This window comes from Proteus columbae (assembly GCF_009914335.1).
Classification (GTDB): Bacteria; Pseudomonadota; Gammaproteobacteria; order Enterobacterales; family Enterobacteriaceae; genus Proteus.
On the sequence record NZ_CP043925.1, the window covers coordinates 2,169,078 to 2,185,689 of the forward strand.

A 16,612-nucleotide genomic window follows, 5' to 3' on the forward strand; every position below is an offset into this window, starting at 1 on the left:
TTCCACAATTAATAAAAAGATAAATCACATCAAGAAAAATCAACAAATAAAAAGGCCACATTAGTATGCAGCCTTTTTAAATGTATACAAAAATTCCCATGCTCTATTTAATCATTATAAGCAGCTAATACATGTTGGCATAATGTAGAGCGTACACAATCTTCTTGCATAAATTTAATCACGCCTACACGATTATTGGCTTCAAATCGAATAAGAGCATCTGCTAATCCTGAATTTACATTTGAGGGTAAATCACACTGGGTAATATCTCCATTGACAACCACTGTAACATTTTCACCCATACGAGTTAGAAATAACTTCATTTGATTTACCGTCACATTTTGCGCTTCATCTAAAATAACAAATGCATTTTCAAAAGTACGGCCTCGCATATAAGCAAAAGGCGCAATTTCGACTTTACCGATTTCAGGTCTTAAACAGTATTGTAAAAATGAAGCACCTAAACGTTTGACTAATACGTCATAGACAGGACGAAAATAGGGTGCAAACTTTTCAGCGATATCACCGGGTAAGAAACCAAGATCCTCATCAGCTTGCAACACAGGTCGAGTAACAATGATACGTTCTATTTCTTTATTAATTAAGGCATCGGCAGCCATTGCAGCGCTGAGAAAGGTTTTACCACAGCCCGCTTCCCCTGTGGCAAAAATAAGATTCTGGTGTTTAATTGCATTTATATATTGGCGTTGTGCTTCGTTGCGAGGAGATAACACCCTCTCATCACGCTTTTCTCTGGCCATACCAATTGTATTGATATCCCCAAATCCTGGTAAGACCATAACATTATCTCGATGTGCCCCATTACGTTGCTCTTTACGTGAGGTACGTTTATTTTCTCGGCGTAAACGTGTTGCTGCTTTTTGTCTACTCATAGTGGAATTTATCCTTGTTAGTCTTCAAAAAGTCATCGACATCTCTGTTTATATTCCATTCACTTACCGATGAGTCCCCTTCAGACCCTGTTTAGTCGCAAAAAACAAAAAAACCGGTCACAATCCTGAACATTAAACATCAATGAACGGTTGTTGCCGGTTTTCTGTGAGTAACGAGATATTTCCATTGCTTCTGTCATTCATATTCCCCATCATGGAGTTAGAGTGAAAATTAACGAAGCTTTATGACAGTATAATGACAAAAGAAAAATATTTTCAATACTGAAATGATTTATAACGAGATGGACTTAACATAAAAATAACAATTAAGTGTTATTTTAGGGGGAAGTAAATGAATTTCTTGCGATTACCTTTTGTTTATTGGTTATTACTTAACCTAATTCCATTTATTGGTTTTGAACTTCACTCTGGCTCTCTCAAAATGGGCTTCTTTTTTTACCTCGGTTTGCTCACCATTACGACTTCAGGGATCTGGCTTTTTTATTGCCTCTCATTTTTTATTAAACAAAAAACCTCTCCTAACCCCAATCACACCCCTCGACAATTAGTAATAAGTGGCCCTTATAAAATAAGTCGCAATCCTATGTATCTCGGTTTCTTAGATATTAGTATTGGGTTATTTTTTATTTTTGGTAATTGGGGATTTTTGGGCGCGGCAATTGCGTTTTACTTTATTACTGATCGCTATACGATAGTGCGTGAAGAGAAAATCTTAAGTGAATTATTTCCACAAGCGTGGCAACAATATTGTCGCCACGTTCGTCGTTGGATGTAATCTAAATAATTACGATTAAGGCTGTTTACAGTTATTAGCTAAACGGTAACCTGCCTTAATGGCCTCACTCTCTGTTTTAAATAAAACCGCATTTTTATCTGACATTGTTTTATAACCTGAGCAATGTGCAAAATGGTAGATCTTGCTATTTACATTACCCTTAATGTCTCCCGATTGTGGTGTACTGGCTTGTTTCGGTGTTTCCACTTTGGCTCTAGTCACTGGCGTACTATTTGTTGCAGATAATCCTGCACCACTATTTTTATGCCCTAATTGCCATTTCATTTCACCCGTTACAAAAGGATTATGATATCCAACAATACGAGCAATACGGCTATCACGCTCTTTTTCCCATGCGGTTGGTGGATACGCATTATCCCAAGCCATTAATAACTGTTGCTGCTGACGTGACATTGAGAGGTTATAACGGTCGTGTAAATAGAAATAAACTCTTGCCACTTGGCCTTTGACTTCATTACGAGGTTCAAAAGTGCGAGAAGCAAAGTCAACACGACTACGACACTGCCCATATTGATAAGGTGCTTGAGCGGGTAATTGTCCAAAACTAAAATTGCTACGATCACCGTTAACTTCACCAATAGATGGCGCTAAGTTATGTAAATCGGCTTCGATTTTGCCAAAAACAGGATCGTTTTTCACACAGTTAGTTCGACCTCCATTTTGCCAACATTGACGTTGATGCCCAAAAACCCATGCTGGAACAATATGTTCCCACTCAATACGAGCCGCTCTTGTTTGCTGTGTTCTCACTTGATAACCACAACTGGCTAAATCAACACGACCTCCCGATTTCCCTACCCATTCCCAATCACAACCACAATAAATCGTTCCTTGTGATTTTTGATTCTGATCATAATAAATACGTTCTTTTGCTATCTCTTTCGCTTTCGTGAAATTTTCAGGGGCTTGTGCTTGAACATTTAGCCCAATAACAAATAAACCCAACACAACCGCGGTATAGTGTAATATTTTTCTCAAAGTGGTATCTGCCTTACTCTTTATTTTATTAAACCCAATAAGAATTATCTTTAATAACCAACTGATAATCTTATTTTTATTTTGCCTAATATTATCTTTTTTTGATTTATTTTGGGCAATCTTTCTTGCTATTTTTTGTATAAAAAATAAAACAATAAGTGTGAATGGTGATAGAAAAAGCCGTTATTCTCGACATTAACGCAAAAGGGATTTGCTATGGTTTACTCCATCAATGATTTGGAGAAATTTAAAAATGAATGAGAATATGCTGAATTTGATGGACGAATTAGTCGAGATAACAAAAAAGCATGCGAATAACGAAGATGTTAAAGCGCATGCCAGTTTAGAATCTGAGAATAAATTACGAATTCAAATTATTATTTCCGACAAAAATGAGCTAGATATTACATTAAATTCGCTACAACACGCCGTATAAGCTTTTATACACTCGGACGCTTGCGATACAACCATAATCCCGGCAAGGATAGCCCGATAGAGAGCGCACCGACAATAAATGAAGCTTTAAGGAAATTAGTAACTAAAGCTTCAAAAATTTCCGCGCTATAACCAATTTGCGTTAACTTCACCACTGAGATCATCGCTATATATGCATTTATTCCAGGGAACATAGGAATAACCGCTGCAACAGTAAAGACTTTAGGGTGTGCAAGCCACCAGCGTGACCATTGAATACCTATGCACCCCACTAAAATAGCAGCACAAAAACTTGCCCACTCAATGTTCATACCACTCATCACTAAAATAGTACGAAAGCCGTGGCCTATTGCGCCTAATAATGCGCAATATTTTAATGCCCTTGAAGGTACATTAAATACCATTGCAAAACCCACCGCAGGAATAGCAGCTAAAATCATATCTTCAATCAGGGTAAGAATTATCGTTATTATGCCCAATCTCTTAACCCCCATACTGCCATGGCTAAAATAACGCCTAGACAGGTTGCCAATGTTAACATTGTTGCCATTGCCCAACGCGCTAAGCCAGTATTAACATGCCCTTTAAACATATCAGCAACGGCATTAATTAAAGGAAATCCGGGAACCAACAATAAGACGCTAGCAGCCATTGAAATAGTCGCTGTAGTTTGAAAATAAGAGAGCTTTAATAATAGCCCTGAAACTGAAGTCGCTACAAATGCCGTAATACAGAAATTAATTAATGGATTCATTTGGCGATGTGTTAATGCTTGGCGTACAAACATACCAAGACCACCACCAATGGCAGAAACTAAAAAGCCATCCCAATTACCACCATTTAATTTAGAGAAACAACCACAAGATAAGGCAACCATAAAAATAATTGTCCAACGTGGATAACGTAATGGTTTTATATGCTCAAAGCGTTTTCTGGCTTCATGAATATCTGCAAGATGATGTTCAACCAAAATAACAATATGCTGAACTTCTGTCACAACATGCATATTAATGCCACGGTCGACTATCTTTCGTGTTGATGTTTGGCAATGCCCGTTAACAATCGTGGTTAATACAACTGCATTAGCAGAAATTGCGCTTTCGACTTGATGTACACCTAAAGCTAAACCTAGACGGGTTGAAAGCTGTTCAACCAGCATACTTTCTGCGCCATGTTGCAATAGCAACAACGCAGTTTGAATACATAACTTGGTAATTTCACGCTGTTTATCTTGTGAAATGGCTGTGCACTCCGCCATTATCTCATTATCCATACTATGCCTTAGTTTTAATCAAAAACGAGCCATTGCTAATATAAAGTTTATCAGCATAGCTCGTTTCTCGCTCTATTATCTTTCAATACTATTATGAACAAATAAAATATTTTAGGCTGTAGGTAGATCAATTTTATCGATGGATAGCCATAAATATTGGCATAGGAAAGTACAATACAATGATAAATACCCATTCTTGTTTTTAAATCGCATCATCAAATAGCTATCGCTATTTTAATAAAAAAGCACTCATACAAGTGCTTTATAAACTAATTTAATGCAGGAAATTAATAAGATTTAATTACTTCATTAATTCATCAGCTTGGATATACGATCCATCCAGCGTTTCTGCAACAAATACAGAAACACCATAAACAGCAGAAATAACAGAAGAGAGTTGTACTAATTGCTCTTTATCATTTTTTTGTGGATCGGCGGTCATTATCATGCCAGCGCAATATTCACTAAGAAGCGTTTTCCCCTCTTTAAGCCAGCGCCTAACCGCTTTCATCCCCTCCATATCTTCTTTTTTATGCTCTTTATCCTTTTTGTTGATAGATGGGTAAACCAAGACAAATTTTCTTTTTTCGTTTAGTACAACATCCATTTCTGCAGTCCAGTTATTTGCATCTTCCAATGTTTCTGGAAAAATTTTCATCGTAATAACAGGAAATTGTTCAACATCCATAACAACAAAATTTTTATTATTCAACATAATACTCATCTCTAATTAATAATAATCACCTCAATTTAGAATGACTATCATTCTCAATCAATAAAGATCCGAGTATTTAAAATAAAACCGCATTAATAAGCAATCACAAGCGCAAATCAATTTAAAATGGCAATGCTTAAATGCAAAAATAAAAAACCCCTAAATAGATATCTAGGGGCTTCATACTATTTTCTAATATTTATAAAGATTTTAGCGAACAACTAATACGGATTGTTTAGCATAAGCGACAATACCTGATGCATTTGAGCCTAATAGGTGTGTTGAAATACTTGGACGACGAGAGCCTATTACAATCAAATCAGCATGAATTTTTTCAGCCAGCTCTAAAACTTTATCTCTCGCAGAACCAAATACAGCTGAAAATTCAACTTGTTCATTTGGCAAATCAATACCATTAGCTAATTCTTGCAGTTGTTCTTGTACACGCTCAAGTGCTTTATTTGCAAAAGAACTGAGCATGTCATAATGGTAACTATAACTAATAGAGAAACGTGAAATATCAGGAATAGCATGGAAAAGATGTAGTTTTGCGCCTTCTAATTTAGCAATATAAACAGCGTGTTGTAAGGCTTTAGTCGTTAACTCATCTTCTGAAATATCAACAGGTACTAGAATTGTCTTGTACATAGCAACTCCTCATTATCAGATTATTGTCTGTTTATTATTGTAGCGTTAAACCCACAGCTTGCTTATTTAATCTTCCTCAAGATGCCATTTATGCAATTGTCGATGAATAAAAGGTGTCACTACAAGCCCAATCGATAAAATAAAAACACACTGAAGAAATAAACCATAGATTGCAATAAAAAAGCGCCCTGTTGGGGTTGCAGGTGCTGGCTCTACTGGCTGACCACTTAACATAGAGATTGCATTTAATGAAGACTCCATAAAGGTATGCCCTTCAATTAAATAAAACCCTAATACGCCGGGTAATAATCCTAAGAAAAAGAAAATAGAGCCTATTACATAATAGCGTAAGATGCGTAGAATAAAATGATCGAGCCTTAAAAGTTCTTCGGTAAATTTTTCCATTCTTATCCACTTTCTAGACTGTTTATTCAATAAACTGCTTATTGAATAAATAAGATAAGCTACGCAAAAAAACTAAAATATATGCTATGAGGGATGCTCATAGCATATTAGTAATATATTAACGAACAACTAACACTGAAATTTCAGCATAGCGAACAACACCCGCTGCCGTTGAGCCTAATAAATGAGTACTAATATTAGGTCTACGTGAACCAATCACAATTAAGTCTGCTTGAATATCTTTTGCTGTGACCAAAATTTCATCACGAGGTGAGCCAAAAGTAACCGTATAAGCGACCTTTTCAGCAGGCAAATCCACCGAATCTACCAACATTTGCATATCATTCTCTGCTTTCACTGTCGCTTTATCTTTAATTTCTGGATAACCCAATGAATAAGCATTAATGATTGCTGAAGAGATAGGAAGAACATGAATTAAATGTAAATTAGCTCCTGTTTCTTTGGCTAAATACACAGCATGTCGTACCGCTTTACTGGTTAACTCTTCTTCCACAATATCAATAGGCACTAAAATCGTTTTATACATAATAACTCCTCTTAACTCTCCATTTGCCTTAATCCTATCGCAATAACCCAAAGATTACTGTGAGTGAATTAACTAAAAACAACCTAATCTTAATATAAACCTACTTTAATTATTAATACGTTAAGCTAAAAAATAAAAGCGATTATTCAAAATAGTTTGCATTATGTTGTTGTGATAATGTCCATATTTGATTGCGAATATTCCGGATAGTATCAATCAATTCTGATGCAGTTAATCCGATTGGTCCAATACCTTTTTTAACTAAAATATCCGCCGACATTCCATGTATCCAAACAGCACTTCTCACCGCATCCGCCATTGTCATTCCTTGTGCTAAAAAACTTCCCATAATGCCTGTTAGCACATCACCGCTCCCTGCGGTTGATAATCCACTATTACCAGTTGTATTAATTGTGATTTCCCCTTTCGGAGAAGTCACTACGGTATGTTGACCTTTGATAATTGCCCAGCAATGATAAATCTTCGCAATTTCTTTCGCCGCTTCTTCTCTATTATTTTGAATATCATTTAGCGTGCAATTAAGCAAAATAGACGCTTCTTTAGGGTGTGGTGTTAATACACAGTGCTGATTAAGTGAGAGTTCTGATTTAAGCTTAGCCATTAACACTAATGCATCCGCATCAAAAACATAAGGTCTATTTTCATTACGCTGAGCTAAAGCTATTGATAAGATTTCTTCAGAATTTGCAGATAATCCTAATCCACACCCAATCGCCCAAGCAGAAATATCTTGCTGATTTATCAACGCTTGTGCTGTTTTAAGCATAAGCTCTGGTGCACTATCAATAAAAGGGATAGGAAGTTGTGATTGAGCAAAACCAAGAAATACCTTTCCACACCCTGCTTTCAATGCACTTTTACCTGCTAACACAATAGCACCGCTCATTCCTTCTGAGCTGCCTACAATGCCTAATGTGCCGAATGTTCCTTTATGTGTATTTCCTGATTTGCGCTGATAAAGTGCGGGATAATGAGTGATAGCCTGTAATAATTGTTCTTCATTCATATTATTTTCCCTTTTTCTGCATTTTTCTTATTACTCGCAATGGTTGCTCTACCACATTTTGTTTGTATTAACGTTAAAAGCATAACGTTCAAAGTATAGCCTGATTTCGACTAATAAATGGGATCACTGGCTATTTTGTCTTTTTATCATGCTAACAAATTCAATATGATAAAATGCTTTCATTATCGCTATTCATACCTTGCTGAGACTTTGCTATTCTAATGACCTAGCCTGATATGATTTATAAATTAAAGACAAAGGAACGTAGATAATGAACGAGAAGTTTAAAACACAAGCAGATGTAGAAACATTGGCAGAAGAAGTGGCTTGCTTAAAAACACTAGTCACCTATATGTTAAAAGCATTAGGTCAAGCAGATGCTGGACGTGTTATTTTAAACATTGAACGTGCTATTGCAGAAGTTGATGATGAAAAACAAGCAGAAACATTCCGTAATACGATTAGCCAAATTAAGACAGCCTATCGTCAATAATACATTTATTTTCGAATTGAGTACTCGTACATATTTTTATTCTATTTTCTAATCTTTTTGTGCTGCACAAATAAACAAATTTTGATTTCAAATTTCCTATATACTTAATCTCGAAATAAACCATTCTTTATTCATTTAGCTACCCCTCTATCTTTATAGAGGGGATTTTTTTCTTTTACCCACCTCAATATTTCTATTCAAATTATTTTCATATCATCCAAATGATAATGAGTTTGTTTTCTTTTGGTGTATTTAACCAATAGTCACTATCAAAACTTATTTTTGTTTAAAAATTTTAATGTTATTTGGATTAAATAATAGAATTAGAAATCTTGCCATCATTGCCAACACGAACATAAATTAACTTATTAAATACAATGTATTAAAATTATCTCAATGATAACTGATAATCACTTAACTTTTTTATTCTGTTTTTTATATTTAAAGCGCACATTTTGTTACTTTTAACACAAATAAAAATTAATCGTATAAAATGTAAATAAAGATAAATCCTAATATTATTGTATTTTGAGTTATTTTATATATTGTAAATTGTAAAGTTTTATTAAGTCAAAATTTGCTAGCTTATTGTCCCTAAACACAATTATAGCGAAAGCAGCTAAAACCAATAGGATTAAAAATATTAACTATTTATATTTTTACACTTTTTCTGATTTATCGTCACTCCTGTTTATATGTTACACTCAATAAATATGTACTAAAAAATAAACATGAGGCTAAAATGAAACCACTTCTCTTATCTCTGCTATTATTACCTGCTGTTGCTTTTGCAAACCCAACAAAAATGGCTGATGATTACTGCGATACTTTTAAAGATATCTCAATTAAAGCTTATGATACAAAAGAGCCAGCAGAGAAAATTGCTAAAGATGCAATGGCCTCTCTGAGTGCAAAGAAATTTGATTTTGCAAAACTGGAAGCAACTGAAGCACAATTCACTGAAGGTGCTATTGAGGTTGTTAATTCTTTACGTGAAGCCAAATCTGAAATTGGTTCTCGCGCAGAGTTCCAAGATGGTTTAACTCAAATTGTTGCAGCTTGTAAAATTCAAATGGTTGCAGCATTAGAAGAGCCCAAAAAATAATCTTCTCATCAAAGAATGGGTAAAAATCAATATAAAGAGTAGAAATTATCCTGCTCTTTTTTATTTTCCCCTCACCTATTCCTCTATTCCTCTATTCTATAACTAACTTTCTATACTCTAAATAATTCAAAATGTAGCTAGGCGACAAGTGAATGAGTCGCTAGGAGCATACATAAGTATGTGACTAGTGCGAATGAACGTAGCCAACAACGCTACAACTTCAAATATGACGAGTATTCTATCTATGGATATTAAGGTCTATAATACCTCGGTAAATACTTGTTAGTACTGGCCATAAAAAGGAGATATTGTGAGCAACGAACAATCCATCCAGCGTTTAAGAAGACTACGCCAGTCAGAAAACCTGCGCGCGCTCTTTCAAGAAACAACTCTGACTAAAAATGATCTCGCTCTGCCTATCTTTGTAGAAGAAGGGCTTGATGATTACCAACCGATAAAAAGCATGCCAGGTGTCGTTCGTATTCCTGAAAAACGCCTTGCTTATGAAATTGAACGCATTGCAAAAGCAGGCATTAAAACTGTTATGACTTTTGGCGTATCACATCACCTTGATGAAACAGGAAGTGATGCTTGGAAAAGTGACGGTTTAGTTTCTCGCATGTCTCGTATTTGTAAAGATGCCGTACCAGAAATGATTGTCATGTCTGATACCTGTTTTTGTGAATACACATCACATGGTCACTGTGGTGTTTTACATGGTGAACATGTTGATAATGATGAAACTATCTATAATTTAGGGCTTCAAGCTGTTGCTGCTGCACAAGCGGGTGCTGATTTTATCGCGCCATCAGCGGCAATGGACGGCCAAGTCGCTGCTATTCGTGCCGCACTTGATAAAGCAGGATTTAGCGACACAGGTATTGTTTCTTACTCGACTAAATTTGCTTCTGCCTTATATGGTCCTTTCCGCGATGCAGCAGGCTCTCGTTTAATTGGTGATCGTAAAACTTATCAAATGAATCCAATGAACCGCCGTGAAGCGATCCGTGAATCATTAATTGATGAGCAAGAAGGCGCTGATATGCTGATGGTAAAACCAGCAGGCGCTTATTTAGATATTATTCGCGATGTGCGTGAACGTACTTTATTACCTTTAGCAGCTTATCAAATCAGCGGTGAATATGCGCAAATTAAATTTGCGGCATTAGCGGGTGCAATCGATGAAGATCGTGTGGTAATGGAGACTTTAGGCTCAATTAAACGTGCAGGTGCAGATTTAATTCTATCTTACTTCGCACTTGATTTAGCAGAAAGAAATCTACTTTAATCACCTTATACGCTAAGTAATTCAATAAGTTGAAGTATGTAGAATATAGATATGAGGCTACAACTATGGATAACTGTATTTTCTGCCAAATCGTTGCGGGTAAAGCGCCTTGCCATAAAATTTGGGAGGATGATCATCATCTTGCTTTCCTCTCTATTTTTCCCAATACCAAAGGTTTTACCGTTGTTATTCCCAAAAAGCACTACCCGAGTTATGCGTTTGATTTAAACGATGAAGCTTTAGCATTATTGGTTATCGCGACAAAAAAAGTAGCAAAAATCTTAGATAAAACATTTCCCGATGTTTCACGCTCAGGAATGTTTTTTGAAGGGTTTGGGGTTGATCATGTTCATAGTAAACTTAGCCCGATGCACGGCACAGGTGATATGACAAAATGGGCGCCTATTGAAAATAAACAAAAGATTTTCTTTGAGAAATACCCTGGATATCTTTCATCGCATGATTTTGAACGCGCGAGTGATGAAGAACTGGCTCAATTAGCTGCGCTGATTAGAAAAAACAGCTGATAAATATAAGAAAATAGAAATTTAAACTCACTCTTCTTATACACAGAATATTCAAGGCATAAAAAACGCCCAGTCTTAATTTTTAAGCTGAGCGTTTTTTTATCAAGATTAAAAGCATTATTTCGTTGAAAGTTGAGCTTCCATCGGTAAATAAGGCTGAATTTTCTGTTCGAGAAGTTCAATTAATGCCGGATCGTTAAAGCGATAATTATCAGGTATTCCTAATACATGTGCTTTTTTATAGCGCATGGTCGTCGGAAAATGAGCAGATAATCGATTTAAATGTTTAGATTCCATGACAAGCACTAAATCAGCCCATTTTAGTAATTCATTATCAACCACACATAGCGCATCTTTGCGCATACCTGCCGAAAGTGTATTAATGCCTTCTCTATCTGCAAACAACAGTTCTGCGGTTGGGCTTCGCCATTGATTTTTACTGCAAATAAATAAGATATTCATCATTACTCACTATCAGATAACGCATTTAATCGACGCTGACTACGAGAAATTCTTGGGTATTCAATTCCAAGTTGCGCAGCTCTGGTCATTTTTAGTGATCGAGTATATAAATTAGACCATTTTTTTTCTGGTTTAAACATCACTCGAGAACAACCCATTTCTTGATGTTTATTTTTGCGGTTAACACATTGGCGCCAACCACGATCTCTTGGTATAGACATAAAAAACCTCTCAGATTAAAGGGATAGCAGCCGCAGTAATACGGAGAGGATCTAACCATGCGTTATTCTAGTTGAATCGAATAAATCTGCAATGGTTTATTTTTACACAAATATGAATAAGCGAATTTTTATTTATCTAGCAAAATATTTAGCAAAATAAAAAGAAAACAGGTATTAAATCTTTATAAAAAAATAACGGATAAGTGATTAATCGACTTATCCGTTTTATCTGTTATTCGAAAATCCAACTTGTTAGATTATTTATAATTAATCGCTGTTGGCTTATCTAACATAATTTCTGTTTTCGCCGGCTCTGTTTGTGCAATCACTTTACCGTGGCGAATTGAATAACGTACAGGTACTTGACGGCGTAAGGCATCAAATCCATTATCTGCGGGCAAAATAATAAAGTTTGCACTATTTCCTATTTCAACACCGTAGTCCGTTAAGGCCAATGTTTTCGCACTATTATGACTAATTAACTGTAACCCATTATCAATTTGACCATAGCCCATTAATTGGCAAACATGCAGTCCCATATGTAAGACTTGAAGCATATTTGCTGTGCCTAATGGATACCAAGGATCAAAAACATCATCATGACCAAAGCAAACATTAATATTACTTTCTAGCATCTCTTTTACACGAGTAATACCGCGACGCTTTGGATAAGTATCAAAACGACCTTGCAAGTGAATATTAACTAAAGGATTCGCCACAAAGTTAATACCAGACATTCTTAATAAACGGAATAAACGCGAAGTATAAGCCCCATTATAAGAATGCATTGCGGTTGTATGACTTGCTGTTACTCTTGAGCCCATATTTTCTTTATGTGCTAAAGCGGCAACAGTTTCAACAAAGCGAGATTGTTCATCATCAATTTCATCACAATGAACATCAATTAAGCGATCATATTTTTGTGCTAATGCAAAGGTTTTATGCAGTGATTCAACACCATATTCACGCGTAAATTCAAAGTGAGGAATAGCACCGACAACATCAGCACCTAATTTTAATGCTTCTTCTAATAAAGCTTCACCATTAGGGTAAGACAAAATACCTTCTTGTGGAAAAGCAACAATTTGCAAATCAATCCAAGGTTTAATTTCTTCTTTCACTTCCAGCATGGCTTTTAATGCTGTCAGCGATGCATCCGAAACATCAACATGGGTTCTAACATGTTGAATACCATTAGCAATTTGCCATTGAAGCGTTTGCCATGCACGTTGTTTAACATCATCATGAGTTAACAGCGCTTTTCTTTCAGCCCAACGCTCGATACCCTCAAATAACGTTCCCGATTGATTCCAATTCGGTTGTCCTGCTGTTTGTGTTGTATCTAAATGAATATGAGGTTCAACAAAAGGAGCGTGAACTAAACCACCTTGCGCATCTAATGCTTCAGGATGAAAGTTATTTTCAGGTTGTGGCTCTATCGCTTCAATTTTATTGTTTTTAAGCGTAATGCGCCACAAACCCTCTTTTCCAACGAGACGAGCATGATTAATTTGTTCGATATTCTTACCCAGCATGACTTATCTCCGCTTGTCGAGCTGTACGACGATTTAATATTGGATTTAACACAGCGTAACTAATTGCACCACCTAATACTGCGTTAACAGGTACGATGCCTGGTAACCAGTGCCCCGCGGCAATACCAATTGCAACAGCCAGTAATGCGACCCAGTTAACTGATTGCATTTTATCTGCATTGAAGGTGTTATAACGATCTTTATTCATCAGATAATCTGCAATGATAACACCACCTACTGGTGGAATTGCGGCAGATAAAAAGGTTAACCAGCCAACAAAGTTATTATAGAGCCATAATGCACACAGTGTACCGACAATGCCATTTATCACTGAAAGCTTTTTGCTTGATAAGCCTGTAATATTGGCAAATCCTAATCCAGAGGCATATAACGCATTATCATTGGTTGTCCAAATATTTAAGCCTAATACGACAATCGCTGGAAGTAATAATCCTTGCGCAATCATCACATCAGAAATATCTGCCATTCCCAATGAAGCGGCACCTGCTGCACCAAAGACAAACATCAATGTATTGCCTAAAAAGAACGCAACAATTGCGACAACCACTGCAACTTTAGGGTTTCGTCCAAAGCGGACAAAGTCAGCTGTAAGCGTTCCCGCACTAATAAACGATCCGACAACCATCGCCAGCGCTAAATTAAAATCTAATGGCTGAGCGGGCTTAACACCCATTAACGTTGAAAGCCCGCCCATATCATGTATGGCAAGATAAACAGAGTAACTGCCAAGGATAGCGATTGCTGGAACAGCAATGATAGAGAGAACGGTGAGAGCGGAAATGCCGAAGAATACAGTGATGGTCATTAAAATGCCGGAAACGGCGATGAGGAGATTAATATCAATACCAGTGGCTTTTCCTACCGGGATGGCAAACATTGCCACACCCACACCAAACCAACCAACTTGAGTACCACCGAGTAAAAATGAGGGAAGCCAAGAACCTTTAATACCGAAAGAGTAACGCGCGAGGAGATGAGTAGTAAGACCTGTTTTTGAACCAATAAAACCAAGAAATGCGGTGTAGATACCAAGAAGAAGATTACCAATTAGAACTGCGAGGAAGAAATCATTGAAGGAAAGACCAGTACCAAGAGCGCCGCCAGTCCACATACTGGCTGAAAAAAACGTTAATCCCAACATCACAAAGGTTAACGCCAATCCACCCTTTCTTGCGGATATGGGCACAGGGCCCTGACTATAATTGTTGTCCTGAGACACTTTAACCTCCTATTCATTTCACCTAGCCAAAAAAATCTGACGAATTCTATCTACATAAAAATATTATGCAAACGTTTTCGTTGTCTGTTTATTATAATTAATGGAACGCTTCATTTAAGGAGAGTTGATGTTCATCACAAAAATAGGAGAAAAATCGTTATTGTATTTGAAGTTATCTAATTTTATAGAATGGATTTTTAAGAAAGAATTTCTTTAGAGAAATTAATGATAATATTCTTCATCTTTTAAACCATGTTCATTTTTAAATCATAACGTTTATTTTAGTCATATTTTAATTACGCCAAAAGGAAGCAGATAATAAAACAAGTAGCGTATAAATTTCTAATCGACCAAGTAACATAGCAAGACACATTAAATATTTTGCACTGTCGGTAATTTCACCAAAACCAGCAACTGTTTCACCAAATCCCAATCCCATATTATTTAAACATGCCGCCACCGTGGCAAAAGCTGTAATTAAATCGTAGCCCATCATGCTTAAACACCAAATAAAAAAACAAGCGCAGAGTGTATAAAGAAAAAAGAAACTCCAAACGGAATTAAGGAGTCGAGAAGTTATAATACTGTCGCCGACACGAACGGAACTCACTGATTTTGGATGAATTAATTGATGAATTTCTTGGCGACTCTGTTTATAGAGAATTAAAAATCGAATAGCTTTAATTCCACCACACGTCGAACCAACACAACCACCAAAAAAACTAGAAAATAGTAAGAGAACAATAATATGTTGTGGCCATTGAGCATAATCTGCTGTTGCAAGCCCGTTGTCAGTGATCATCGAACTGGTTAGAAAAAAAGAATGAATAAAAGCATCCGGGAATGAATACATATTACTGCGCCATGTTTCAAATGTGATCAAACCGATAACTAGCAATGCCACTGTAATAAAAAAACGAAACTCTGGATTGGTTAATAATGGTCGTAAACTAAATTTAGCTAAGGATGCAAAATAGAGGGTAAAATTGACTGCTGAAAGGAGTGAAAATAGTCCTGCAACAAATTCAATTTTTACGCTATTAAAATAGCCAATGCTTTCGCTATATGTTGAAAATCCGCCTAAAGACACAGTCGATAAACCATGACAAAGCGCATCAAAAAAAGACATTCCTGCTATTTTAAACGCGATAATACATAAACTACCTAGCAGAATATAAGTAAACCATAAATTACGAGCTGTACTTGCTAAGCGAGGCGTTAACTTTTCTTCTTTAAATGGCCCAGGCATTTCAGATTGATATAATTTCATGCCCCCAATGCCTAATAAGGGAAGAACGGCAACAGCCAGTACAATAACACCTAATCCTCCAACAAAATTTAACTGTGCGCGATAGTAAAGAATAGATTTAGGTAAATCAGTCACATTGTGAAAAACAGAAGCGCCTGTGGTTGTTATCCCTGACACTCCTTCAAAAAGCGCATCAACAAAGCGCATATTAAGTTGCTCATTCAGCCATAAAGGTAATGTGCTAATTAAAGAAAATAACAACCAAAACAAGGCAATAATAATAAATCCATCTCGTGTTTTCAGCTGAATATCTTTTATTTTTGTTTTCAGCCAAATAAATAAACCTCCACAAAAAAAGATAAAAAAACACAATGCAAAAGAAAATAGACTTTGCTCTTTTTCATATAGTGCAACCAACATAGGCGGTATCATTGTTAAGCTATAAAGAACAATGAGAAAGCTACAAAGATGCACAATGATTTTAAAATGATTAGATACACGCATAAATGATGATGCCCAGTCCGCTACATTAAATGTTCAAAATTGACATAATTCAGTATGGCTTATCATTATCAATAATTTTTCTTTTTATTTTAAATTGATAACTGACAAGTTTACTCCCTACTCATTCTTTTTTTCAATGACAGAACTTTTCCCCCAACCCAAAAAGTGAATTTATAATCACAAATACAACATAATTATTTACTTCTATCTTTTTTTTAGTAATCTATAAGAACTAATAAAACATAGAATA

Annotated in this window: 20 protein-coding genes; 6 read left to right on the top strand and 14 right to left on the bottom strand. The window is 36.0% G+C overall.

The window, feature by feature from the left end:
• Window positions 1-107 precede the first annotated feature (107 nt).
• The gene (gene phoH, locus F1325_RS10385) at window positions 108-893 is read right to left on the bottom strand and encodes a phosphate starvation-inducible protein PhoH (RefSeq protein ID WP_109372169.1); all 786 of its coding nucleotides are present in this window, start codon (window positions 891-893) and stop codon (window positions 108-110) included.
• Window positions 894-1,245: 352 nt separating this feature from the next.
• Here phoH and F1325_RS10390 point away from each other — a divergent pair, with 352 nt between their 5' ends.
• Entirely contained in the window at window positions 1,246-1,689 is a 444-nt protein-coding gene (locus tag F1325_RS10390; protein WP_160230411.1) for a methyltransferase family protein, read from the top strand.
• A 15-nt stretch (window positions 1,690-1,704) separates the two neighbouring features.
• On the opposite strand, the gene F1325_RS10395 is transcribed toward F1325_RS10390, so the two are convergent.
• Window positions 1,705-2,688 (bottom strand): endonuclease, encoded by a 984-nt coding sequence (locus F1325_RS10395; protein ID WP_109372165.1) that lies wholly within the window; start codon window positions 2,686-2,688, stop codon window positions 1,705-1,707.
• A 253-nt stretch (window positions 2,689-2,941) separates the two neighbouring features.
• Between F1325_RS10395 and F1325_RS10400 the strand changes: the two genes are divergently transcribed.
• The gene (locus F1325_RS10400) at window positions 2,942-3,124 is read left to right on the top strand and encodes a hypothetical protein (RefSeq protein ID WP_064720096.1); all 183 of its coding nucleotides are present in this window, start codon (window positions 2,942-2,944) and stop codon (window positions 3,122-3,124) included.
• Between the two features lie 4 nt (window positions 3,125-3,128).
• On the opposite strand, the gene F1325_RS10405 is transcribed toward F1325_RS10400, so the two are convergent.
• The 7 genes from F1325_RS10405 to F1325_RS10435 form a co-directional block, all read right to left on the bottom strand.
• Window positions 3,129-3,602 carry a threonine/serine exporter gene (locus F1325_RS10405; RefSeq protein WP_196564138.1) on the bottom strand — a complete coding sequence of 158 codons (474 nt, stop codon included), beginning with the start codon at window positions 3,600-3,602 and terminating at the stop codon, window positions 3,129-3,131.
• Window positions 3,593-4,396: a threonine/serine ThrE exporter family protein gene (locus F1325_RS10410; protein ID WP_109372161.1), complete on the bottom strand. Its 804-nt coding sequence runs from the start codon at window positions 4,394-4,396 to the stop codon at window positions 3,593-3,595. The genes F1325_RS10405 and F1325_RS10410 overlap by 10 nt, the downstream gene beginning before the upstream one ends.
• 301 nt (window positions 4,397-4,697) lie before the next feature.
• Complete coding sequence (locus F1325_RS10415) at window positions 4,698-5,111, bottom strand: hypothetical protein (protein WP_109372159.1); 414 nt, start codon at window positions 5,109-5,111, stop codon at window positions 4,698-4,700.
• Window positions 5,112-5,321: 210 nt separating this feature from the next.
• The gene (locus F1325_RS10420) at window positions 5,322-5,759 is read right to left on the bottom strand and encodes a universal stress protein (RefSeq protein WP_023582008.1); all 438 of its coding nucleotides are present in this window, start codon (window positions 5,757-5,759) and stop codon (window positions 5,322-5,324) included.
• A gap of 66 nt (window positions 5,760-5,825) precedes the next feature.
• On the bottom strand, window positions 5,826-6,164 hold the full coding sequence (locus F1325_RS10425) for a hypothetical protein (RefSeq protein ID WP_072064066.1): 339 nt from the start codon (window positions 6,162-6,164) through the stop codon (window positions 5,826-5,828).
• A 118-nt stretch (window positions 6,165-6,282) separates the two neighbouring features.
• Window positions 6,283-6,711, bottom strand: coding sequence for a universal stress protein (locus tag F1325_RS10430; RefSeq protein ID WP_036912874.1), 429 nt, complete (start codon window positions 6,709-6,711; stop codon window positions 6,283-6,285).
• A 142-nt stretch (window positions 6,712-6,853) separates the two neighbouring features.
• Window positions 6,854-7,738 carry an NAD(P)H-hydrate dehydratase gene (locus F1325_RS10435; RefSeq protein ID WP_109372157.1) on the bottom strand — a complete coding sequence of 295 codons (885 nt, stop codon included), beginning with the start codon at window positions 7,736-7,738 and terminating at the stop codon, window positions 6,854-6,856.
• A gap of 271 nt (window positions 7,739-8,009) precedes the next feature.
• On the opposite strand from F1325_RS10435, the gene F1325_RS10440 reads away from it, so the two are divergent.
• The 4 genes from F1325_RS10440 (at window position 8,010) to F1325_RS10455 (ending at window position 11,151) form a co-directional block, all read left to right on the top strand.
• Window positions 8,010-8,231 carry a DUF2594 family protein gene (locus tag F1325_RS10440; RefSeq protein WP_006536484.1) on the top strand — a complete coding sequence of 74 codons (222 nt, stop codon included), beginning with the start codon at window positions 8,010-8,012 and terminating at the stop codon, window positions 8,229-8,231.
• Between the two features lie 742 nt (window positions 8,232-8,973).
• Window positions 8,974-9,336, top strand: a complete 363-nt coding sequence (locus F1325_RS10445) for a hypothetical protein (protein WP_023582004.1) — start codon at window positions 8,974-8,976, stop codon at window positions 9,334-9,336.
• A gap of 310 nt (window positions 9,337-9,646) precedes the next feature.
• The gene (gene hemB, locus F1325_RS10450; RefSeq protein WP_072064069.1) at window positions 9,647-10,624 is read left to right on the top strand and encodes a porphobilinogen synthase; all 978 of its coding nucleotides are present in this window, start codon (window positions 9,647-9,649) and stop codon (window positions 10,622-10,624) included.
• Between the two features lie 65 nt (window positions 10,625-10,689).
• On the top strand, window positions 10,690-11,151 hold the full coding sequence (locus tag F1325_RS10455; protein WP_109372155.1) for an HIT family protein: 462 nt from the start codon (window positions 10,690-10,692) through the stop codon (window positions 11,149-11,151).
• A 117-nt stretch (window positions 11,152-11,268) separates the two neighbouring features.
• On the opposite strand, the gene F1325_RS10460 is transcribed toward F1325_RS10455, so the two are convergent.
• From F1325_RS10460 to F1325_RS10480, 5 genes are all read right to left on the bottom strand, one after another.
• A complete protein-coding gene (locus tag F1325_RS10460; protein WP_244313514.1) occupies window positions 11,269-11,616 on the bottom strand; it encodes a low molecular weight protein tyrosine phosphatase family protein in 348 nt (115 codons plus the stop codon).
• Window positions 11,616-11,834, bottom strand: a complete 219-nt coding sequence (locus F1325_RS10465; RefSeq protein WP_109372151.1) for a hypothetical protein — start codon at window positions 11,832-11,834, stop codon at window positions 11,616-11,618. The genes F1325_RS10460 and F1325_RS10465 overlap by 1 nt, the downstream gene beginning before the upstream one ends.
• 257 nt (window positions 11,835-12,091) lie before the next feature.
• The gene (locus tag F1325_RS10470) at window positions 12,092-13,369 is read right to left on the bottom strand and encodes a cytosine deaminase (protein ID WP_109372149.1); all 1,278 of its coding nucleotides are present in this window, start codon (window positions 13,367-13,369) and stop codon (window positions 12,092-12,094) included.
• Window positions 13,359-14,609 (bottom strand): cytosine permease, encoded by a 1,251-nt coding sequence (gene codB, locus F1325_RS10475; RefSeq protein ID WP_109372147.1) that lies wholly within the window; start codon window positions 14,607-14,609, stop codon window positions 13,359-13,361. The genes F1325_RS10470 and codB overlap by 11 nt, the downstream gene beginning before the upstream one ends.
• A gap of 292 nt (window positions 14,610-14,901) precedes the next feature.
• Window positions 14,902-16,362, bottom strand: coding sequence for a TrkH family potassium uptake protein (locus tag F1325_RS10480; protein WP_109372145.1), 1,461 nt, complete (start codon window positions 16,360-16,362; stop codon window positions 14,902-14,904).
• Between the last annotated feature and the right edge of the window lie 250 nt (window positions 16,363-16,612).